This is a genomic window from Alphaproteobacteria bacterium (assembly GCA_004295055.1).
Lineage (GTDB): Bacteria > Pseudomonadota > Alphaproteobacteria > SHNJ01 > SHNJ01 > SHNJ01.
On sequence record SHNJ01000024.1, the window covers coordinates 16,375 to 36,920 of the forward strand.

Consider the following 20,546-nt stretch of genomic DNA (forward strand, 5'->3'; position numbering starts at 1 on the left):
CCTGTATCGGCGGGGTTTTTATTTTTACATGGTTCTCCGTACTTTCAGAAGGTCGACCGCCCTCTCCCTGGGCCGCAAATCGGATTTAGCGGGTGTGGCAGGAGCAGGTTGAAGCTGCGTAGCAGAAACTGGTTGAGGTTTCGGAGCAGGGGCGGGTTCAGGCGGCGTAACCGGGCCGGGCAACCGGTCTTGTACCCAAAGATGATAAAGATCTTTGACCCCTCTTAACCGTTCGGTGCAATAAGCCATATCCTCCGGCGTGCATGCCAAATGAAAATTTAACGGCCATGCCCCCCCGGCTCGTATTGCTGCTTCGTCGAAAGACGCTCCCAACGTCAATGCCATCTGTATGAACACAACTTTTACATTGCGTAAGTTTGGATTCGTCAGAGCCGTGTCTGTCGAAGGCAATGGTTGCAAAATTTGCGCGGGTTGGATCTGGAATACATTGCCGACACAAACCGCAAGCGTATCCCAGTCTAAAATGATATTTTTAGAACCGGCAACAGGAGTAACGGCAGGAGCTGGAAAATTATTTGTCACAGGCTTGGTGGGCGCCTTTTCCCCGGCCAATGCCGTCCGATAGAACCCTTCCGCCTTTTCTATTTTCTTTGCTAATGGTCCGTTCGGCTCTCGTTGCAATTCCGCTGCCGCTTTCCAGTATTGCGTGACAAGCGTGCTGTGATTGCGGCCCCCCGTCAATTTGATAAGCCCGGGAAAAGAATAATCGGTGTGTTTCCGGGCCAGCCAGGTAAATACTTGCCGGGCCATGGGGACCGGGTGAACGCGGCCTCTGCCCTTAAAGTCCATGACACTAATAGGCGCAAAAGCCATTAAAGTTGCCCTCAACAGCAATTCCAATTTTTTTATGGGAGGGATGATGTTTTGCCCCATTTTTGCTCCTGGATTTAAATTGTATCTCTATAAAATACAAAAGCAAGGAGCAAAATCTAGTTTGAATTCAATGGTTTGAAGCAATTATTACAACGGAAAATCGTAGGACAGCACAACACTAAGCGTATAGGGTCCGGCTTTATGGACGATCAATTCGCAATTCGCGTCCTGGCCGCAAGCTAACTCGCCGGGCGTTTTGGATTTATTTAAAGCATCGGTCATAACGGGGCGGGGACCGGCAGAACCTTTGTCCAATAGCGGCGCTTCGGCCAATAGTTTTTTGGCAAGCAGAACAGGATCTTTTTCCAAATCGTCCGGCACGTTATCCCAGCGCAAATTGAACGCGTAATGGTGGCATCCGCCAATATCAAAGCTGAACACAACGCCATTTTTTAATGCAACCGATTCGATTAAATGCCGGTTTTCGCGTTTGGACGGCAGTTCGGATTTAACAACGGGCGATTGGAAATCGATGTGGCTTTCGATCGCTTCGATTCCCAGCGTGCATTCCTCCGCCTGGTCTTGTGCCAAAGCGGGCGTGACAAAAATTAGAATCAGTAGAAATAATAAGGTGCGCATGAAATTCCCGATTCAGGATAAAATAAAGCATAAAAAAACCCACCGCAAGGGTGGGTTTTCGTTAATTTTAGGAGATCCCTCACGTTTACCGTTCGGGATAACACCCCGCGAATGGCGTGTTAGTTGTTTCCCCGGCGCAGGAACGCTGGGATATCCAATAAATCGTCGTTTTCCGCCTTTGGCGTCAGGCTTTCCTGAACCGGTTCGGATGTTTCTTTTGCCGTCGGTGCTTCGGTTTTCAGCAAGGTCGGTTCCTGGCGCGCTGGCGGGGTGGATGGGGCCGCATTCGCCGCGCCGCCCAATACGCCGCCCATCATGCGTTCAAACAAACCCGGGCCGCGTCGTTGCGCGCGTTCCGCCGATTTGCTGGCCTGCGATTCTGGCGAACGTTCCGTCGCGAAACTGCCGGCAGTACCGGTACGGCTATACGGAGTTTGCGTGCCGCTTCCCGGTGTGGTTTCGCTTGGCATTGTGGCCGGGCGATGCATCGCCTTTTCCAATGGACGGTCTTGTTTCAGATCGACGCGCACGGTTTGCGGTTCGTCCTGGGTTTCAATCGCGCTTGGAACAATGCGTTCCGTCAATGAAATGTCTTCTTTGCTGGTTTCCGCCACGGATGGTTTTGGCGGGATAAACAAATCGCTGTCGGGCAAATCGCCGGTGAAATTATTGGTGGCGATATTGCTGGTGGTGCTGACCGGCGATTTCACTTCCGCGCGCGGGGCAGGGGCCGTATTGCGCGGCGTGTAAGAAGTCGACGACAATTCGTTCAGGTTAGTGCGGTTTGCCGTGTACGCCGAAGCGCTTGGCGGCGTTGAAACCGGGGCCGATGGAATAGGCGCCGGGGTTTTGCGCGCATTGGCGATAATATCGGCATGCGGCACCACTTTTTGCGGACGCAAGCCTGGGCCAAACGGATTTTGGCGCGCATCGTTATTGGCGCGGATCGCCAGGGCATCCATGCCGGCGGCAACAATCGAAATACGCATGCGGCCGACCAGTTTTTCGTCAAAGAACGCACCGAAGATGATGTTGGCATCGGGATCGACTTCGCTGCGGATGCGGTTGGCGGCTTCGTCCACTTCGAACAGGGTCATATCCAAACCGCCGGTGATGTTGATCAGAACGGCGCGCGCGCCTTTCATGCTGACATCGTCCAGCAATGGATTGTTGATCGCGGCTTCGGCGGCATCCAATGCGCGGCGGTCGCCTTCGGCTTCGCCGGTGCCCATCATCGCCTTGCCCATTTCCGCCATAACGGTTTGGATGTCGGCGAAATCAAGGTTGATAAGGCCTGGCATGGTGATCAAATCGGTCACGCCGCGCACGCCGGAATATAATACGTCGTCGGCCATTTTAAATGCATCGGCAAATGTGGTGCGTTCATTGGCAATGCGGAACAGATTTTGGTTTGGAATGACGATCAATGTGTCGACATATTGCTGCATTTCTTCGATCGCATTTTCCGCCAATTTCATGCGGTGCGCGCCTTCGAAGGTGAATGGTTTCGTTACAACGCCCACGGTCAAAATACCCAATTCACGCGATGCGCGCGCAATCACGGGACCTGCGCCGGAACCAGTGCCGCCACCCATACCGGCGGTGATAAAGCACATATTGCTGCCTTCGATGTGCTGCATAATTTCTTCGATCGATTCCTCGGCGGCCGCCTTGCCGACTTCGGGTTTGGCGCCGGCGCCCAAACCGCGATTGATATTCACGCCCAATTGAATTTTGCGTTCCGCCAAACTTTGTTGCAATGCTTGCGCATCGGTGTTGGCGCAAATGAATTCCACGCCCTGTAAGTTCGAGCGGATCATGTTGTTCACAGCGTTCCCGCCAGCGCCCCCGGCGCCGACAACGGTGATGCGCGGTTTTAATTCACTTTCGGCTTTTGGAACGCGTAGATTGATGCTCATGAATAACTCTCCGGTTGGGTGGGCGGTGTGATATTTTGCTTTAAATGTTTTGCCGAAAAAACGCTACCGTAATGAATCCACAAGGCGACGGGCTTTTCTTCCAGCAACACAGTATTTAGTGATTTCTACTATATCTAGTGGTTTGCACTATTATTAGTATTAAACCCTACATAAAAGCCAATATATAAGGTCTATAAAGTCTCTTCAATCCAAGATTTGACTTGGCTCCACAGGCTTTGCCCCTTTCCTGTGGATGGTTTTTTACCCTCCACCTGGGCTTCCTGATGGGTCGCAAAGGTAAGCAATCCGGCGCAGGTGGAAAAGGCGGGGCCCCCCGCCGCATCGGCAAGGCCGGTCAGGCGGATTGGCTTGCCCAAACGCACTTGTTTATCGAGGATATTGGCCGCCAATTCGCGCACATTGGACAGCTGGCTGGCGCCGCCGGTCAATACCACGCGGCGGCCGGCGATTTTATCGACATTGGCTTCGGCCAATTTGGCGCGCACGGCTTCGAATGTTTCTTCGAGGCGCGGTTGAATGATTCGATTCAGGTACGATTTCGGAATATGGTTCGGCGCATCGTTCAAATCGTTTTCGCCAACCAACGGAACATCGATCATATCCTCGTCGTCTTGCGCGGTCGCCAGCGCGCCGCCATATAATGTTTTCAGCCGTTCGGCTTGCAGAACGGGCGTTGAAAGTCCGCGCGCGATGTCGTTGGTCACATGCATGCCGCCGATCGGCACAATATCGCTGAATAATAAATTGCCGTCGAAAAATACCGCCACCGATGTGGTCCCGCCGCCCATATCGATCAGGGTGCAGCCCAAATCCATTTCATCTTCGACCAATGTGGCAAGGCCGGACGCATAAGGCGACAGTACGAATCCATCCAGATCCAAATGGCACCGTTCGACGCAAGTCGCCAGATTGCGCAACGCGCCGTTTTGCGCCGAAACCAGATGCACGCTGGCGCCCAAACGCTGGCCATACATGCCGCGCGGATCGCGGATGCCGCGGCTGCCATCCAAACTGTACCCAACCGGAATTGCATGCAATAAATAGCGGTTCATGCTGTTATCGTTGGCGCCGGTCGATTGGTTCATTTGCTGGTCATAGGCGACGCGGCATTGGCCCAACAATTTTTGCACGTCCAAATCGCGGACTTGCTGGCCATGCAACGGCAATTCCACATCGAAATGTTGCGATGCCGGGTGGCCGCAGGACACATTCACATAAACCGACCGAATCGTGTCGCCGCCAGCCATTTGTTCGGCCGCATGCACGGCGTTCAAAATGGAATTTTCAACCGCTTCGACATTCATCACCACGCCGGCCTTCATCCCCGCCGAAATTTGGTGGCCAATGCCCAGCACGCGCGCGCGGCCCATATCGTCGACCTTGGCGATAAAACAACAGACCTTGGAAGATCCGATATCCAGCGCGGCGATGGTGCTTTTACGAAAACGCGGTTTCATGGCGGTAATATCCCTTGGCGTGCTATGGGCGCAGTTTTGAGCGCATCGGCCATATTTCTTAAACAAAAATAGCGCGCTATCGGCCGGTATACAAGTTCATTTATCGGCGGTTTTCCGCCATTTACGCGCTTGTGGACATCTTTGTAGCGGAACGGTGCGCCGCAATTATGCCGCGATGCAATTATAGGTTGTTTAAGGCGTATATTTGCATCTTTATAATTTGGTGTTGTCGTTTTTTCTAAAAAATTCTGCGCCAATATTAAATAGATAAAAATTTATTTTATTAAGATTTTCCAGATGTATTGATTTTCGGATGGAAAGTGAATGAACACAAGCGAACAGAAAGAAAACCAACCATGAAAAAATATTTGAAAATTATTGGCGATGTAGCTGGTGTTGTTGCTCTGATTCTGGCGGCTTTTTATATTATTGATATTCAAAGCATATTGCGGGACCAAGGTATTGAGGAAGATTTCATTTATAATTTCTGGATTATTTGCCGCTATGCAGCACTTTTTGTTGTTGCCGGTATCCCAATATCCTTGGGCATAGCGTCCATTTGGCAATTAGCTGACCGATGGGATGTGCGTCACAAGGTAACAAAACCTACGAATACCGGTATTTTGTTTAAAAGAAAAGTTTGGACCATATTTAGTATCGGATGTTGCGCTTATCTAATTTTGTTTGGGCCATTTATTTAGGATGTTATGAAGTTTTAAATAAATAAGAAAGGAAGCAGAAATGGAAAAAGAAATTAAAAAGAATATAAGCCAAAAAAATTATATTTGGATTTGTATTTTAGTGGTTATCATTGTGGTCTATACTTTCTGGTACCACAATAAATGGTATAATTACGGCACAGAATTTTCTGTTGTTAATCATCGTAACGCGCCGATTGAGCTAATCGAACTTTCCTTCGCATCATCGGAAGAAATTATAAAACCTGTTATTATTCATCAGAATGGCCCGGAACGTACACAAGCAAAAATAGAATTACAAGCAAGGCCTGCGAAAGACGATTTAATTTTTTCCATTCGTGATTTAGCAGATAATAAAATTTATCAGTATAAAGTGAATTTACAACGGCCTGCCGAACCGCCCGTTTATTGTTTGGCGCTTATTCCTCAAGGATATGAAATAAAGCATTGTGGGACAAATGAAACTTACTTGATGATAACGCAAGATTGGTAAAACTAAATAGGAGCAAACATGGAAATCAAAGACGTGATCAAAGAATATAGAAGAGAACCTGGATCGGTAAGCGATGCAGCCTTAAAGGCGGCTATCAATTCACAATTGCCAGGTAGAGCAAATGGTCCAGCAGATGCCTATCGGCATCTGATTTGGGCGGGAGAATTGACGAGAAGATATGGGGAGAACTTAGCTGTATTAGGCGTGAATTTGCATGAAACTTCTGTTTATAAAAAAGGCTCAAAAGAAGAAGAGCAGCATAAAATCGATAATCATAATAACAAGCTCGGTGTAGAAATTGGTAAAAAAGCTAAAACTTGGGAAGAAGTGAAAGAAATGGCTAAAGAAAAAATTTCTCGGAGTTCTGGCAATGGAAAGAGTGACGATCTTCCTATTTGGATGGATTCAGAACATTGGTCTTCCAATCCTAGAGATGAAAATAAACAGGAAATTCCCACAACAGAGTTAAGATGGCCCGATCCATCCTGGCGGGATGAAGATAAACGTCCAGATATTGAAGATGAAGGTTATTCCAAAGGTGGTATAGAACATCGTCATTCAGGCCATAAAAACCCGGATGAAAAACCCTTATCCGTCCGCGAAGAACTGGAAAAAAATTACCGCGTTGAAAAACAAAAAGCCGAGGTGGCGAATCAGAATGCCGCCAATTCCAACACGCCGCGCGCGCCAAGTACCAAGGCATCGAGCGGTGGGACAGTGCATGTAAAAGCTTATGACCGCGAAGGCGGCACGGAACACGTGCGCTCGCACACGCGGAAGCCGCCGGTGGAGTAAAATTGTAAATTAAATTATTGCTGCCCTCCCTCGATGGGAGGGTAGTAAGTAAGAAATTACGTACTCTTATCCGCCGCGCCAGCCGGGATTTGTCCGCCGTCTTTTTTCTGTAGAAATATCCGGTCGGCCAGGCGCATGTCGATGGCGGCGTAATCCAAATCCAAAACTTTATTCACGCTATGCATTTCCAATAATTTTTGCACCGCCAATTCCGGATTTTTTTCCGGCAATTTGACGATCATATCGTTTTTCAAATGCAGATCCCAACGGCGCTGGCCAATGCGCACCGCCGATTGCACGCGCGATTGAAAATCAGATGACATGGAAATAATATCGACCAATTCACGGGCAAAAGATGGAGCATCTGGCCCGACCACCACCAACAATCCGGCAAAATGGGAAAGATCCTGGCCCAAAATCACGCTGCCCGTCTCGTCGATCAAATTCAGCGCCCCTTTGTTCTGCCAAATGGCCAGCGGATGCCGCTCGGTCAAATGAATGAACATCGTTCCGGGCAGGCGGCGTTCGACCTTGGCGTCTTTCACCCAGGGCAGGGTAAGCAGCGCGCTTTGCGCCGATTCCAAATCGATGCCCAAAATCGGCATGCCTTGGGTGATTTGCAACGTGTCCAAAATTTGCTGTTTGTCGGTGTAATTGCGGCCATCGACCAGAATTTCTTCGATGACCAATCCTTGGTCCTTGGTTACGCCTAAAACCTTGGCGTGAATGGCGCGGCCCAGCGCGGCGATACGGCCGGAACGGTAATTATCGTACAGCGGATAAATAATTGTGCCCAAGCACACCAGCACCAGAAAATAAGTCAGTAAGGATAGTCGATAGCGCAGCCAAAGACTGTGCAGCCCGCGCCGCTGCCGCGCGGTGGCGGCGCCGATGATCGACGGCCGTCCGGATTTTAATTTTATGCGCCCCATTTGGCGTTCTCTACCATCCAGCCGACCAATTGCGGGAACGGGATATTGTTATATGCCGCCAATTCCGGCACCAAGGATGTTGGCGTCATGCCGGGCTGCGTATTTACTTCCAGCAAAAACAATTCATGTTTATTTTGGGTGTCATCGTACCGAATATCGGCGCGGGTAACGCCACGGCAGCCCAGCGCGTTGTGCGCCTCGATGGCGATTTTGCAGGCTTGTTCATACACGGGGCCTGGAATTTGCGCCGGGCAATCATGGGTCGATCCGCCAGAAGCGTATTTAGCCTCGTAATCGTAAAATTCCAAATTGGTTTTGATTTCGGTCACGCCCAGCGCGCGGTCGCCCATCACCGCCACGGTGATTTCGCGGCCAGGAATGAATTTTTCGACAATCGCGTATTCGCCGAATTTCCAGGTGTCTTTGTTGATCGCCGGTTTGTTGTCGCCGGCTTTCATAATGCGCACGCCAACCGAAGATCCTTCGCGAATCGGTTTCACCACATAGGGGCGCGGCATCACATCGCCTGCCAGAATTTCGGAAATTGGAAATATGCCGCCGGGTGGGACGGGCAATTTCGCCTCGCGGAAGACTTTTTTGGCCATTTCTTTGTCCATTGCCACGGACGACGCCTGTACGCCGGAATGGGTGTATGGAATTTGCAATAAATCCAGCAATCCCTGAATCGTGCCATCTTCGCCGCCGGGGCCGTGCAGCGCATTGAATACCGCAAACGGTTTTGGGTCTAAGGCTTTTACAAATTCCGCGATATTGTTATTCAAGTCGAATCCGTGGACATCGTATCCCATGTCTTTCAATCCTTGGATCACAGAACGGCCGCTGACCAGCGATACTTCGCGTTCCGACGAATTGCCGCCATAAACGACAATAATTTTTTTGGATTTGTTTTGGTTCATATGTTTTCGTTTTCTTTCTTTTTAAATTCCTCCCCCTTCGGGGGAGGGCAGGGAGGGGGTAAGGCCTCGGTCTTTCTGATATTTCTCAGCCCAAAGGGCTTAACCTTCCCCTTGCCCCTCCCAAAGGGAGGGGAATTTTTACATTAATACTTGTGTTCCAATTTATATAGAATTGTTTCAATTACTGAATCTATGTTTTTCATAACTTCTTGGTTCCAAAATCTAATGACATCATAGCCTGCATTCTTAAGAAATTCATCTCGCTTTTTATCATAAATTGCATGTCCATCTTCAGCATGCTGCCCACCGTCTAATTCAATAATTATTTTCTTCTCAATGCAGCAAAAATCAACAATATAAGGTGGAATAGGATGTTGGCGACGGAATTTGTGGTTTAGTAATTGGCGATTGCTTAGATGATACCATAATCTATATTCTGCATCGGTTGGATCATTACGCATGGCCTTAGCAAATTCATACATTTTTGCCTAACCCTCCCCTTGCCCCTCCCAAAGGGAGGGGAATTTAATTTACTTTTCCCCCAGTCGTTCAATTTCCCAGCGCAGTTCAACGCCACTGTGGCGGAAGACGCGCATGCGCACTTCGTCGCCCAGATTTTCAATATCGGCCGCGGTCGCGCCGCCGGTATTAATCAAAAAATTCGTATGTTTTTCCGAAACCATCGCGCCGCCAATTTTCAATCCGCGGCAGCCGGCCTGATCGACCAATTCCCACGCGCGGCGGTCATCCGGGTTGGCAAAGGTCGATCCGCCGGTGCGCGAGCGTATAGGTTGCGTCGATTCGCGTTTTTCGGCGATTTCGTCCATGCGGCGCTCAATATCCGCCTTGCTGGCGGGAGTTCCGGCCAAGGTGGCGCCAACGAAAATCCATCCCTTGGGCACTTCACAATCGCGATAAGACAATCCTAGCTGGCCGGCGACCAGATTATGCAAATTGCCTTCGTCATCAATTACCTGAGCCGATATCAGTATATCTTTTATTTCCGATCCATAAGCGCCGGCATTCATGCGCAACGCGCCGCCAATCGTGCCCGGAATGCCGAACAAAAATTCCATGCCGGTCAATCCTGCGTCGGCCGCCACGCGTGCCACATTCACATCCAGCGCGGCTGCGCCAGCCACGATATGCGTGCCGTCTTGGGCGATCGATGCGAATTCGCGGCCCAGGCGGATCACCACGCCGCGAATGCCGCCATCGCGCACCAACACGTTCGACCCAACGCCCAATATGGTCACCGGTACCAGCGGCGGTTTTTCTTTTAAAAAATTCTGCAAATCTTCGAGATCGGCGGGTTTGAATAACACTTCCGCAGGTCCGCCAACTTGGAACCAAGTCACTTTATGTAACGAAGCGTTTTCGGTATACCGCCCGCGCACTTTGGGCAGGCGAGTAATCAACGGTTCAACGGTTGGATAATAGGCGGGATTGCTCATGCGGCTATAGGGTTTTGGGTATTGGGTTTTGGGGTTTGGGCAAGTTTTTGACGAAGACCAAATAACATACGGCGTAAATCATCCGCAGTTTTTGACAATATAATAGTCTGTGCTGGTTTTATAAATCCCAGTTCAGCGGCTATGATGATCAAAGTCTCTAATTCGCTGGCAGATCCAGAGGCGATTGCTAGAAATTGCAGATATTCTTTGCGGCTAGCGCGCATATATCCTTCAGCAATATTGGCGGGAATAGAAATAGCGGCACGTTGCATTTGGGAAGAAAGATTGTACTTTTCTGTTGGAGGAAATTGGGCTGTTATCAGATAAATTTCTTTTACCAGTGTTTTGCCTTTTTTCCAAACTTCTAAATCTTTGTGGTCTCGAATTTTTTGTGTCATTTGCTGCTTCTTAAATTTCAAACCCCAATACCCAAAACCCAAACCCCGGAATTTACACAATCAAGCAATAGAGGCGGCGGGGGTAGAACCCAATATATCCGTTAATTCCTTCGGCAAGGCATACGCCCAGGTGGTTACATCGCCGGCGCCAAGACAAATGACGAAATCGCCGGGCTTAGCGATTTGGGCGATGGTGGGGGCCAGATCCTTTGGTCCTGCGATTTTCAGCACATGATGATGGCCGCGTTCGATCATTCCGGCCGCCAGCGTATCGCTGGAAATGCCTGGAATGGGTTCCTCGCCGGCCGCATAAATTGGCGCGACGATGACGGTGTCGGCATCGTTGAAACAGGTGCAAAATTCTTCGAACAAATTATTGACGCGGGAATAACGGTGCGGTTGCATCACGGCGATAACCTTGGACGATGTGACATTGCGCGCGGCCTTTAATACGGCGGCGATTTCAACCGGGTGGTGGCCGTAATCGTCGATCACGGTAATGCCGTTGGCAATGCCGGTTTTGGTAAAGCGGCGTTTTACGCCGGAAAAATTGGCCAGCGCGGTCTGCAAGGTTTTATCCGGAATGTTCATTTCTCCGCCAATGCCGAGCGCGGCCAGGGAATTCTGTACATTATGCTGGCCGATGATCGGCAAATGCACGCCGGTAATTTTGCGTGCGCCACCCAAAGTACGGGCGGAGAAAATAACGTCGAACGTGCTGCCCTTGGCATCCATTTTGATATTGACGGCGCGCACATCGGCTTGGGGATTCAAACCATAGGTGATGATGCGTCGATCCGATGCCTTTGGAATCAAGGATTGCACCACCGGGTGATCGATGCACAGCATGGCAAAGCCGTAAAACGGCACGTTTTGAATGAACGATTCGTATGATTTCTGCGCATTGGCAAAAGTGCCGAAATGATCCAAATGTTCCGGGTCGATATTGGTCACGACCGCAATGGTGGTTGGCAATTTCACGAACGTGCCATCGGATTCATCGGCCTCCACCACCATCCATTCACCCGCACCAAGTCGCGTGTTGGTGCCAAGCGCATTGATAATGCCGCCATTGATCACGGTTGGATCTTTGCCGGCCGATTCCAATAAATGCGCCACCAACGATGTGGTTGTGGTTTTGCCATGCGTGCCGGAAACCGCGACCGACCATTTCAACCGCATAATTTCGGCCAGCATTTCGGCGCGTTTGACGACCGGCAACATTTTCGTCTTCGCCGCTAGAATTTCCGGATTGTCTTTTTTAATCGCGCTCGATACCACGACCACCGCGGCGCCATCGATATTTTCGGCGCGGTGGCCGATATGAACGGTGATTCCCAAATCGCGCAGGCGTTTGATATTGTATCCATCCGCCACATCGCTGCCCTGAACCTTGTATCCAAGATTGTGCAATACCTCGGCAATGCCGGACATGCCAATGCCGCCAATGCCCACAATGTGGAATGTGCCGATGGTAAAGGGGATGATGCGCATGACTAAAAACTCCGGCGGCTGATCGTATAACAAATATTCCCCTCCCTTCGGGAGGGGGTAGGGGGAGGGTAAGGCTGATGAAAAAGTCGGAATCTATCCGGCACCGCGCCTAACCCCCGCCCGCAAATGCTTCGCATTTACGCCTCCCCCAAAGGGGGAGGAATTTAAGTAAACTACCAAAAACGCCGATAAATCCCAAGCCCCAAAGGGAGCCCGGAATTGGGGATAAACCCCGATTTTGCCGGGTTAAAACCGCAATTTTACCATTAAGGCCAGGGGCGAAATATCAATTGAAAAACTTAAAGCCTGGATTCGGGCCGATCCTATAATCTATCTTTGGGGAGATTAGAAAAATAACCAGAGCACAGATGTTGATGGACTAAGCCCTTTCTCCACGTTGCCTTGCGCTATCCCGTCTGGTGCGTCTTACCCCGGTTTCCGTCCGTCTTTCCGTCAATCTTTGCTCACCTTCGCCAATTTCACGTCTGTTGGCCTGTTCCACCAATTGATCCCGCGCGCCGCCTGGCGCGCCGTATAAATCGATATCGCGCGGCCCTTGGTACATTTTTATTTTCAAATGCGGCTTGGATTCCAATATTTTTTTCAATCCTGCGCCATTCGGACCGTATAATTTGTTATACAAAGGCAATTGCAGCAATCGTTGCAGCGCCTTTTGTGCTGTTTGATGATCATGCCGGATATGATCAGGCGCCTGTAACAAAGCGATATCGCCGCCCCTGAAATGTTTTTGGGATTGGCGGTAGAAAAATCCAAATATCGGCAATCCCGCCGCAATCAACCATGGGCTGGTTGCCAAAAATAAAAATCCGGCGGTCAATGCGCCAGCCGTGACAACGGATGAAACAACGCCTGTCCAGAAACTTTTTTTACCGTCTCTATAATATCTTTCCGCTTCATCCCGGGCTTTGTTGCTGCCGGTATCGTGAAATGGTTTAAAGGCGCGTTTCCGCTGTTTGGATGCCGAAAGTTTTTCTAAATCTTTCGATGGTTTGGCCGGTAAAATTAAGGTAGGGGTTTTGTTGCGAACAACGATTGGCGGCGGATTTTGGTCTGCGACAGAATAGATTTCCTGGCCTGAATCACCGGACAGGGGGCCCATTTCTGGATTTGCGCTCATATTCCCCTCCATAGCAATATATGGTAATATTATTATAATATTTGTTATTTGCAGAATAAATTGTTGTTTAAAATCTTTTAAAAGTCAATAATAAAAATATTGTTTTTCTATTCATTTGTAATGACATCATTTGGCAGGGATCGACTAACGTTTGTTATCTCGTTATTATCCGCGCCCATGACTTATACCTATCTCCCCCTTATTGCGATTATCGCCTATATGCTGTTGCAACTGGCGGTATCCGCCTATGCCAATTCCAAAATCAAATCCGAAACCGATTACTTGCTGGCCGGGCGGCATTTGGGATTGTGGCTGGGTTCGTTTTCATTATTCGCCACTTGGTTTGGCGCGGAAACGGTGGTGGCATCGTCCGGCGCGATTGCCGCCGAAGGTTTGGCGGGTGGACGGGCGGAACCATTCGGATATGCGGCGTGTCTGATTTTGCTGGGCATCGCGTTGGCCGGAAAATTGCGGCAAGGCAATTACATCACTACCGCCGATTTTTACCGCGAGCGGTATGGCGTTGCGGCCGAAAAAATCGCCGTGCTGTTGATGGTTCCGACATCCTTGATTTGGTCCGCGGCGCAGGTGCTGGCGTTCGCCCATATTTTATCGGCGGTCGGGCATATCGATTTAAACACGGCGTTGTTGATCGGTACGGCAATGGTGGTGATTTATACGACCGTCGGCGGATTTTTGGGCGATGTCATTACCGACAATATCCAAAGCGTGGTGATTATCATCGGTCTTATTGTCACGGCATGTTTTATCGTGGCGCAATTGGGCGGATGGGACGCCGCGTTTTCCTTGATTACGGCGGACCGGTTGAATGTATTGTCGCCGGACGAACCGGTATGGCCGCAAATCGACGAATGGACTATTGCGATTGTGGGGTCGCTGGTCGCGCAAGAAGCGATCTCCCGCATCTTGGCGACGCGTTCCGCCGATGTCGCGCGGAAAACCTGTTATATCGCCGCCGGATTGTATTTCGTGGTCGGATTGATCCCGGCCTTTATCGGTCTTGCCGGATATCAATTGGTGCCGCAGGATTTTTATGGCGACGGTTTTTTGCCGCGCATCGCCGAAACCGTGTTGCCGCAATTCGCCTATGTGCTGTTTATCGGCGCGCTTGTTTCGGCGATTTTATCTACGGTCAACACCACATTGCTTTCGGTGGGCGGTTTGCTTGGCCACAATATCGTCATTCACGGATGGCCGCATCTGTTTGAAAAAGAAGGCAGCAAGGTTCGATTGCAGCGCGGCCTGGTTATGTTCGCGGGATTGCTGACCTATGGCATCGCCGCGGGCGGCCAGCGCATTTACGATTTGATAGAATCAAGTTCCAGTTTCGGATCGGCCGGATTGGTGGTGTGTTTGGTGTTCGGTCTTTGGACGCGGCGGGGAACCGCCGCAGCGGCCTTGTCGGCTATGGCGGCTGGCGTTTTTGGCATCGCGGTGTTCCAATATTATTGGGAATGGCCGGCGGCCTATATTGCCACTTTAATTTTCTCTGCTGTGGTGTATTGGGGCGTAGCGATGCTTAGTAAAAACCGGCTGATAGAAGTTGGACGTTAGGCCGCCTGCTCGTTCGGCAATCCACCCAAAACGTTGTCGCCGTAATCGTCTTGAGGGTCTTTGTTTTTCAGCAAATCGCGATTGATGCCATGCGTTTTTATGACAAGCCGTGTCAAACGTTGCGCGGCGTCGCGCACGCCCAGCGATTTCGCCGCGCGCGCCGTTTGAATCAATGTATCGGGCAGGGTTAAATACGATTCTAAACGCGCCGCCAAGGCTTCGGGTTGGAATGCGTCCTGCGGCATCAGCCAGGCGGCATTTTTGTCGGCGAGCGCGCGGGCATTGATCATCTGATGATTATCGAGCGCATGGGCGTAGGGAACCAAAATGCTGGGCCGTCCGGCGGCGGTCAATTCCGCCACCGTCGATGCGCCGGCGCGCATGATTACCAAATGCGATTCGGACAGGCGTTTGCCGACATCGGTAAAAAATGTCGCGACTTCAGCCTGTACTTTCATTTTGGCATAGGCTGCGATGGCCTCTGCCTTGTCTTCTTCGCGGCATTGTTGGCTGATTACCAATTTATCGCGCAGCGATTGCGGCAATAATTCAATCGCTTTTGGAATGACGTAGGAAAAAATATGCGCGCCTTGGCTGCCGCCCGTAATCAGGATGCGGATTTTGCCATCGGTGGATGCGGGCGGATAGCCATCATCGCCGATGCGCGCGATATCGGAACGCACCGGATTGCCGGTGAATACCGCTTTGCGGAATTGATTTAGATCCAGGCTTTCGGTATTTTGAAACGACGTAGCGATAAATTTTGCAAACCGGCTGAACAAACGATTGGTGCGTCCCAGAATCGCGTTTTGTTCGTGAATAATGATCGGCGCGCGCAGAACCCAAGCGGCGAAAATCGTGGGCGCGGCGGCATATCCGCCGAAACCGACGACGACATCCGGTTTTAATTTTAACATCAGTAAAAACGATTGGATGGAACCGATGCCCAGTTTGCACACGGTCCATAATTTTCCAAACACGCCGATACCGCGATAATTCGGCGATCCGGCGGCGATGCGGTGCGTTTCAATGGTGCTGCCATTGACGCTGAACGCCTGGCCGCGTTTGTCGGTAATCAGGCGTACGCCAATATTTTGCGCGCACAAGGATTCCGCCAGCGCGGCGGCGGGAAAAATATGTCCGCCAGTTCCGCCAGCAGCCAGCACCACCAATTTCGGCTTTTGCAATCCTAGATCCGGGCCTAGATCCGGGTTTTGATTTTTATTTTCGGTCATCCGTGAATTCTATTTTATCTCTGTGTCCGCTTTATGTTCTCGGTCTTTTGCGCGTCAGGCCCAACAACATGCCGGTGCCCAATGAAATCGCCAGCATCGAAGATCCGCCGTAACTGATAAAGGGCAAAGTCATTCCCTTGGTTGGCATTAAATTCAACGTCGATGCCATGTTGATTACGGCTTGCAATCCGAATTGCACCAGAAGGCCAGCGATAGCCAAGATTAAAAACAAATCGCCTTCGCCGCGCAAGCGTTTCAAGCCGCGCAGAACAATAAATGCGAACACTGCGACAATAAACAGACACGGGATCAATCCGAATTCTTCGCCAGCAACCGCAAACACGAAATCGGCATGCACGTCGGGGATGGTGGATTTCACCGTGCCTTCGCCCGGGCCTTGTCCCATGAATCCGCCGTTGATGAATGCCTCCATCGAACGTTGCACCTGGAACGTATCGCCGCTGCTTGGATCCATGAACCGGTCGATGCGGCTGGCGAAATGCGGGAATAAATAATACGCGCCGAATGCCGCGCCGCCAGCGCTGATGATAAGGCCGACGACGACGAACATCGACAAGCCGGCCAGGAAAAATTGAAATCCCCACACGCAGGAAACGACGAACGCCATGCCAAGATCGGGCTGCAATACCAGCATCGAGAAAATAAACAGCCACAGCGCGATGGAAAATGCGGTGCCGCGAAATTCCGGGCGGCGGTGTTGTTCGCTGAACAGCCAAGCCGCAACGACGGCAAAGCTTGGTTTGATGAATTCCGACGGTTGCAACGAAAATCCCGGCAAGGATAACCAGCGCCGCGCCCCTTTGATCTCCGTACCTGCAAAGAATGTCAGGATCAAACATAATATGGCAATGCCCAACACCACAATTGCCAAAAACTTGATTTGTTTTGGCGGCAATATGGATGCGCCGAACATGATTAAAATCGCGGCGATTAAATAAAATAGCTGGCGTTTGAAAAAATAAAAACTATTGAGGCCCAGCATGTCGGCGACCGCAGGACTTGCCGCGAGGCTTAATAAAATGCCGATGGTAATTAGAATCAGAAATGCCGCGAGCAGCCACCTGTCGACCGTCCACCACCATTGGCTAAGCGCGCTTGTGTTGGTACGGGCGAGGGTAATCATTAGGCGGTCTTTCTTTTATTGATTTGTTCCAGTTCCAAAACCGTTTTGCAAAATACTTCGCCGCGATGCTCGAAATCGCGGAACTGATCGAATGAGGCGCAGGCGGGGGACAACAACACAACTGGATTATACATGCCATCTTGTTTGGCTTGCGCGGCGGCATCCGCAATCGCCTGTTCCAGCGTGCCGCTAATTTTATACGGCATGTGCGGCGATAGAATTTTGCCGAACATTTCCGCCGCCTGACCGATTAAAAACGCTTGTTGGATATTGCGATAGAACGGCGCGCAGGCATCCAGATCCTCGCCTTTCGGTTTGCCGCCGGCGATCCAGTAAATCGGCTTGTAACAAGCCAGCGCTTTTGCGGCCGCTTCGGGATTGGTGGCCTTGCTGTCATTGATAAAGGCGATGCCGTCGATCGTGGCGATTTTTTGCTGGCGATGCGCAAGCCCAGGAAAATTCGCGATCAACTCACAAATTGTTCCACGTGGAACATTTAGAAATTTTGTTATCATATAGGCGGCAGCGGCATTTTGCCAATTATGCTCGCCGGGCAGGGCGGCGGCATCGCGCAAATCCATGATTTTCTCGGTACGGCTGGGCATGGCATCGTATAAAATTCCGTCGGCCACATAGGCGCCGCGTTCGACTTTTTGTCCGACCGACAATGCAAAAGTTTTCTGCAAATTGCGCGCGGAAATTTCATCGAACATTTTTTTGCTGGGCGCATCGTCGATGCCGATAATCGCCGCGTCCGATTTTTGCTGATTTGCGAAAATATTTTTCTTGGCGTTCAGATATCCATCCATATCGCCGTGACGATCCAAATGATCCGGCGTTAAATTCAAATGCACTGCCGCGTGCAATTTGCAGTCCGGCATCAATTCCAATTGATAGGACGATAATTCCAAAACATAATATCCGCCATCGCCAACCGGTTCCAATGTCAATGCGGCCTGGCCAAGATTGCCGCCGACTTGAACATTTTCGCCGGCTTGTTTTAAAATATGCGCGATCAAACTGGTGGTTGTCGATTTGCCATTCGTGCCGGTGATGCCGATATATTTTGCCTTTGTTTGCGTATGCATCAGCAAATAAATATCGGAAATAATTTTTACATTCGCGCCGCGCGCGGCAATCACAATCGGATGCGGCGTGGGAAATGTGTGTGGAATGCCGGGGCTGAGAACGAGCGCGGAAATATTTTTCCAATCTACAGAATTCAAATCGACCAGAGGAATATTTTCGCCCGATGCAATATTGCGATTTTTTTCGTCATCGTCCCACGCTAAAACTTCTGCGCCGCCCCCGATCAGCGATTTTGCCGCCGACAGGCCGGAACGGGCAAGTCCAAAGACGGCGACTTTTTTTCCGCGATACAGCGTGACTTCAATCATGATGCTTTCCCAATTTTTTGCGCGGCGGCGTTTTCAAAATCGCGCGCCGTCAGGCCAAGCGCGATTTGCGATTGCAAATTTTTTGGCAAGGATGTGATACATGACGCCAATATTTTTTCCGCTGGCAATTTTGAATCGTAATATTGCGCGATGAATTGATCCATTTCCGCGGCGCGCGATGCGATCATTTCGCGCACGATGGATTGCGTGGCGAAGTTTTCGCCGACTTTGTTCAGTACATAAGAAAACGCCAGAATCAGGCGCAATACCGAATCCACCGCAAGGCGCGATGTGCCGCGTTGCAGGCATAAATTCACCGCATAAACCGCATCGATCACCGCGTATTTAATGGCCCATGCCGCTTCCCAGGTATTTTGTTTCACACCAAGGCTGGTGGATAGATCCCATTGTTTTGTCCCGCCGGCCCCATTGTTCAGGAAATCGAAAAATTCGCCTTGTCCGGCCGCGCCGATTTTTCCACCCGCAAAACAATCCGTATGTACAGCGACGGCGGAAGTGATTCCAACCAAACCGCCGAACACCATCAAATGACTCATGAATTTTACTTCGGCACCGGCCTCGGCGCGTTCGCCGAAATATTGCGGTACGCCGATGCGCGATAAGGCAGGGGATAGTCGGGCAAATAATTTTTCATCGCCGCTGGCCAGAATCAACATCTTTGCCGATTCCGCGCCCTTGGATCCGCCGGTCAGCGGATAATTGACATAAGTAACGCCAAGTTCTGCGCAAAATTCCTGCGCCGATTTTGCAAAACAGGTGCTGACGGTGGACAGGTGACAGATAAATTTTCCCTTGGCGCGTTCGGCCAACAAAGTTGCAACTTGCGCGACGATGTTTGCGTCCTCGCCATTCTTGCCGCAACAAATAATCACGCCATCGATTTCGGCGGGACCAACCAAAGTGGTATAAGACGATACCAACATCGCGCCGTGATTTTTCCACGCGGCACGGGCCGCATCGCGCATTGTGCCTGGCGTGCCGCGATCATGCACACGCAACACGCGCACTGTGCTGTCGGGTGTGGTCCAATGCCGCGCCGAGGGCGAGGCCATCGTGCCGAGGCCACCAATGATGCCGAGTTTTAAAGTGGAAGAAGTCATGGCTGTTTATATCCTAATTTTCAGATATAATATATAGCAAAATCAGTGGGTTGTGTGTAAATCCTTGAGCGTAAAAAGCATATTCTATAAAAATTCAGGCTTACAAGTAGCTTGTTTATTGTATTTTTTTAAGATACAACTTGTAACTATATCTTTTAAGCGCAATAAGAAGCATTGCAGTGACTACGACGACCATACAAACGAAACTTGATCAAGCAAAAGTGCTGTACCAGGCATTGTTGGAAGGCAATTTGCGCCCACTAGGCTTTGCCAATAATGAATTGGGAGTCAGTAGAGCCCTGTCTGTTATAGATCAGGCTTTAGATGGGTGGGACAATGGCCGCGCTCTCTTGGAAAATGGAGTTCCGCTGGAGACTATCAATCGAAAAATCAAGAATGCGGCAGGTCGAATTTGCGTTCTCGCGGCCCAAAAAAGATATAAAATTTTATTAAGCGGTCAAAATAATGGTGCTCCGCTTTCGCGATATGTCTTCGATGAACTGTTAACTGCGATGGATCGTAATTTAAATTATGTACACGCAGGTCGGAGAGAATTGGAAAAAGGTTCAACGGTTGATGAGATCAACCGGAAAATTAAGAAAGTAGAAAATGGTATTTGTCTTCGCGAAGCACATGAAACTTTCCAGACTTTAATCGCCGGCGATTTTGCAACCATGATGGTGAGATGCACATCGCCTGCTAGATTGCTTCATGATTTAAATCAGTGCTTAACACGGGCGAGCGTCGATTACGATATATTAAACCCTTCTAAGTCCGCAAAAGGTGTGAAACGCGATCTGCGCCGTGTGGTATCCAAGGCTCCTTGTGGATTTAGAAAAGCGGAATATGTACAGAAATTCCTGCTTGGCCGGGCAGACAGATAAT

At 50.2% G+C, this 20,546-nt stretch carries 20 protein-coding genes; 5 read left to right on the forward strand and 15 right to left on the reverse strand.

All coding sequences use genetic code 11. From position 1 onward, the window contains the following. Positions 1-24: 24 nt before the first annotated feature. From EYC62_05765 to ftsA, 4 genes are all read right to left on the reverse strand, one after another. Positions 25-894 (reverse strand): hypothetical protein, encoded by an 870-nt coding sequence (locus tag EYC62_05765; GenBank protein TAH34010.1) that lies wholly within the window; start codon positions 892-894, stop codon positions 25-27. 87 nt (positions 895-981) lie between these two features. After that, positions 982-1,473: a hypothetical protein gene (locus tag EYC62_05770; GenBank protein TAH34011.1), complete on the reverse strand. Its 492-nt coding sequence runs from the start codon at positions 1,471-1,473 to the stop codon at positions 982-984. Between the two features lie 119 nt (positions 1,474-1,592). After that, positions 1,593-3,392 carry a cell division protein FtsZ gene (gene ftsZ, locus EYC62_05775; protein ID TAH34012.1) on the reverse strand — a complete coding sequence of 600 codons (1,800 nt, stop codon included), beginning with the start codon at positions 3,390-3,392 and terminating at the stop codon, positions 1,593-1,595. A gap of 191 nt (positions 3,393-3,583) precedes the next feature. After that, a complete protein-coding gene (gene ftsA / locus EYC62_05780; GenBank protein TAH34013.1) occupies positions 3,584-4,870 on the reverse strand; it encodes a cell division protein FtsA in 1,287 nt (428 codons plus the stop codon). Between the two features lie 356 nt (positions 4,871-5,226). On the opposite strand from ftsA, the gene EYC62_05785 reads away from it, so the two are divergent. Genes EYC62_05785 through EYC62_05795 form a run of 3 tightly spaced genes read left to right on the forward strand, consistent with a single transcriptional unit; the run spans position 5,227 to position 6,856 of the window. Beyond that, positions 5,227-5,571, forward strand: coding sequence for a hypothetical protein (locus tag EYC62_05785; protein ID TAH34014.1), 345 nt, complete (start codon positions 5,227-5,229; stop codon positions 5,569-5,571). A 40-nt stretch (positions 5,572-5,611) separates the two neighbouring features. Beyond that, on the forward strand, positions 5,612-6,061 hold the full coding sequence (locus EYC62_05790) for a hypothetical protein (GenBank protein ID TAH34015.1): 450 nt from the start codon (positions 5,612-5,614) through the stop codon (positions 6,059-6,061). 18 nt (positions 6,062-6,079) lie between these two features. Then, positions 6,080-6,856 carry a hypothetical protein gene (locus EYC62_05795; protein ID TAH34016.1) on the forward strand — a complete coding sequence of 259 codons (777 nt, stop codon included), beginning with the start codon at positions 6,080-6,082 and terminating at the stop codon, positions 6,854-6,856. A gap of 56 nt (positions 6,857-6,912) precedes the next feature. Here EYC62_05795 and EYC62_05800 read toward each other — a convergent pair whose 3' ends face one another. The 7 genes from EYC62_05800 to EYC62_05830 form a co-directional block, all read right to left on the reverse strand. Continuing rightward, positions 6,913-7,788: an FtsQ-type POTRA domain-containing protein gene (locus EYC62_05800; GenBank protein TAH34017.1), complete on the reverse strand. Its 876-nt coding sequence runs from the start codon at positions 7,786-7,788 to the stop codon at positions 6,913-6,915. Beyond that, positions 7,776-8,705 carry a D-alanine--D-alanine ligase gene (locus EYC62_05805; GenBank protein TAH34018.1) on the reverse strand — a complete coding sequence of 310 codons (930 nt, stop codon included), beginning with the start codon at positions 8,703-8,705 and terminating at the stop codon, positions 7,776-7,778. Before EYC62_05805 ends, EYC62_05800 begins: the two co-directional genes overlap by 13 nt. A gap of 143 nt (positions 8,706-8,848) precedes the next feature. After that, positions 8,849-9,187 (reverse strand): endonuclease domain-containing protein, encoded by a 339-nt coding sequence (locus tag EYC62_05810; GenBank protein TAH34019.1) that lies wholly within the window; start codon positions 9,185-9,187, stop codon positions 8,849-8,851. 48 nt (positions 9,188-9,235) lie between these two features. Beyond that, on the reverse strand, positions 9,236-10,159 hold the full coding sequence (gene murB, locus EYC62_05815) for a UDP-N-acetylmuramate dehydrogenase (GenBank protein TAH34020.1): 924 nt from the start codon (positions 10,157-10,159) through the stop codon (positions 9,236-9,238). Beyond that, positions 10,156-10,557 carry a four helix bundle protein gene (locus tag EYC62_05820; GenBank protein TAH34021.1) on the reverse strand — a complete coding sequence of 134 codons (402 nt, stop codon included), beginning with the start codon at positions 10,555-10,557 and terminating at the stop codon, positions 10,156-10,158. The genes murB and EYC62_05820 overlap by 4 nt, the downstream gene beginning before the upstream one ends. Before the next feature lie 60 nt (positions 10,558-10,617). Then, a complete protein-coding gene (locus EYC62_05825) occupies positions 10,618-12,051 on the reverse strand; it encodes a UDP-N-acetylmuramate--L-alanine ligase (GenBank protein TAH34022.1) in 1,434 nt (477 codons plus the stop codon). Between the two features lie 379 nt (positions 12,052-12,430). Beyond that, positions 12,431-13,189 carry a hypothetical protein gene (locus EYC62_05830; protein TAH34023.1) on the reverse strand — a complete coding sequence of 253 codons (759 nt, stop codon included), beginning with the start codon at positions 13,187-13,189 and terminating at the stop codon, positions 12,431-12,433. A 120-nt stretch (positions 13,190-13,309) separates the two neighbouring features. Between EYC62_05830 and EYC62_05835 the strand changes: the two genes are divergently transcribed. After that, a complete protein-coding gene (locus tag EYC62_05835; protein ID TAH34024.1) occupies positions 13,310-14,764 on the forward strand; it encodes a sodium:solute symporter in 1,455 nt (484 codons plus the stop codon). On the opposite strand, the gene murG is transcribed toward EYC62_05835, so the two are convergent. From murG to EYC62_05855, 4 genes are read right to left on the reverse strand one after another with little or no spacing between them, the layout of a single operon-like run. Next, positions 14,761-15,999, reverse strand: a complete 1,239-nt coding sequence (gene murG, locus EYC62_05840) for an undecaprenyldiphospho-muramoylpentapeptide beta-N-acetylglucosaminyltransferase (GenBank protein TAH34025.1) — start codon at positions 15,997-15,999, stop codon at positions 14,761-14,763. The genes EYC62_05835 and murG overlap by 4 nt on opposite strands. A 31-nt stretch (positions 16,000-16,030) precedes the next feature. Next, the gene (locus EYC62_05845) at positions 16,031-17,143 is read right to left on the reverse strand and encodes a cell division protein FtsW (protein ID TAH34026.1); all 1,113 of its coding nucleotides are present in this window, start codon (positions 17,141-17,143) and stop codon (positions 16,031-16,033) included. Then, positions 17,143-18,540 carry a UDP-N-acetylmuramoyl-L-alanine--D-glutamate ligase gene (locus EYC62_05850; protein ID TAH34027.1) on the reverse strand — a complete coding sequence of 466 codons (1,398 nt, stop codon included), beginning with the start codon at positions 18,538-18,540 and terminating at the stop codon, positions 17,143-17,145. The genes EYC62_05845 and EYC62_05850 overlap by 1 nt, the downstream gene beginning before the upstream one ends. Continuing rightward, positions 18,537-19,661, reverse strand: a complete 1,125-nt coding sequence (locus EYC62_05855) for an NAD(P)-dependent oxidoreductase (GenBank protein TAH34028.1) — start codon at positions 19,659-19,661, stop codon at positions 18,537-18,539. The genes EYC62_05850 and EYC62_05855 overlap by 4 nt, the downstream gene beginning before the upstream one ends. A 179-nt stretch (positions 19,662-19,840) precedes the next feature. On the opposite strand from EYC62_05855, the gene EYC62_05860 reads away from it, so the two are divergent. After that, complete coding sequence (locus EYC62_05860; GenBank protein TAH34029.1) at positions 19,841-20,545, forward strand: hypothetical protein; 705 nt, start codon at positions 19,841-19,843, stop codon at positions 20,543-20,545. The last annotated feature ends 1 nt before the right edge of the window (position 20,546 follow it).

Bases quoted from the DNA above. Each gene is read 5' to 3' on its own strand.
- EYC62_05805 (TAH34018.1), bottom strand. From the start codon at position 8,705: ATGAACCAAAACAAATCCAAAAAAATTATTGTCGTTTATGGCGGCAAT.
- EYC62_05810 (TAH34019.1), bottom strand. From the start codon at position 9,187: ATGTATGAATTTGCTAAGGCCATGCGTAATGATCCAACCGATGCAGAA.
- murB (TAH34020.1), bottom strand. From the start codon at position 10,159: ATGAGCAATCCCGCCTATTATCCAACCGTTGAACCGTTGATTACTCGC.
- EYC62_05830 (TAH34023.1), bottom strand. From the start codon at position 13,189: ATGAGCGCAAATCCAGAAATGGGCCCCCTGTCCGGTGATTCAGGCCAG.
- EYC62_05845 (TAH34026.1), bottom strand. From the start codon at position 17,143: ATGATTACCCTCGCCCGTACCAACACAAGCGCGCTTAGCCAATGGTGG.
- EYC62_05800 (TAH34017.1), bottom strand. From the start codon at position 7,788: ATGGGGCGCATAAAATTAAAATCCGGACGGCCGTCGATCATCGGCGCC.
- EYC62_05765 (TAH34010.1), bottom strand. From the start codon at position 894: ATGGGGCAAAACATCATCCCTCCCATAAAAAAATTGGAATTGCTGTTG.
- murG (TAH34025.1), bottom strand. From the start codon at position 15,999: ATGACCGAAAATAAAAATCAAAACCCGGATCTAGGCCCGGATCTAGGA.
- EYC62_05785 (TAH34014.1), top strand. From the start codon at position 5,227: ATGAAAAAATATTTGAAAATTATTGGCGATGTAGCTGGTGTTGTTGCT.
- EYC62_05770 (TAH34011.1), bottom strand. From the start codon at position 1,473: ATGCGCACCTTATTATTTCTACTGATTCTAATTTTTGTCACGCCCGCT.
- EYC62_05795 (TAH34016.1), top strand. From the start codon at position 6,080: ATGGAAATCAAAGACGTGATCAAAGAATATAGAAGAGAACCTGGATCG.
- ftsZ (TAH34012.1), bottom strand. From the start codon at position 3,392: ATGAGCATCAATCTACGCGTTCCAAAAGCCGAAAGTGAATTAAAACCG.
- EYC62_05790 (TAH34015.1), top strand. From the start codon at position 5,612: ATGGAAAAAGAAATTAAAAAGAATATAAGCCAAAAAAATTATATTTGG.
- EYC62_05850 (TAH34027.1), bottom strand. From the start codon at position 18,540: ATGATTGAAGTCACGCTGTATCGCGGAAAAAAAGTCGCCGTCTTTGGA.
- EYC62_05825 (TAH34022.1), bottom strand. From the start codon at position 12,051: ATGCGCATCATCCCCTTTACCATCGGCACATTCCACATTGTGGGCATT.
- ftsA (TAH34013.1), bottom strand. From the start codon at position 4,870: ATGAAACCGCGTTTTCGTAAAAGCACCATCGCCGCGCTGGATATCGGA.
- EYC62_05835 (TAH34024.1), top strand. From the start codon at position 13,310: ATGACATCATTTGGCAGGGATCGACTAACGTTTGTTATCTCGTTATTA.
- EYC62_05855 (TAH34028.1), bottom strand. From the start codon at position 19,661: ATGACTTCTTCCACTTTAAAACTCGGCATCATTGGTGGCCTCGGCACG.
- EYC62_05820 (TAH34021.1), bottom strand. From the start codon at position 10,557: ATGACACAAAAAATTCGAGACCACAAAGATTTAGAAGTTTGGAAAAAA.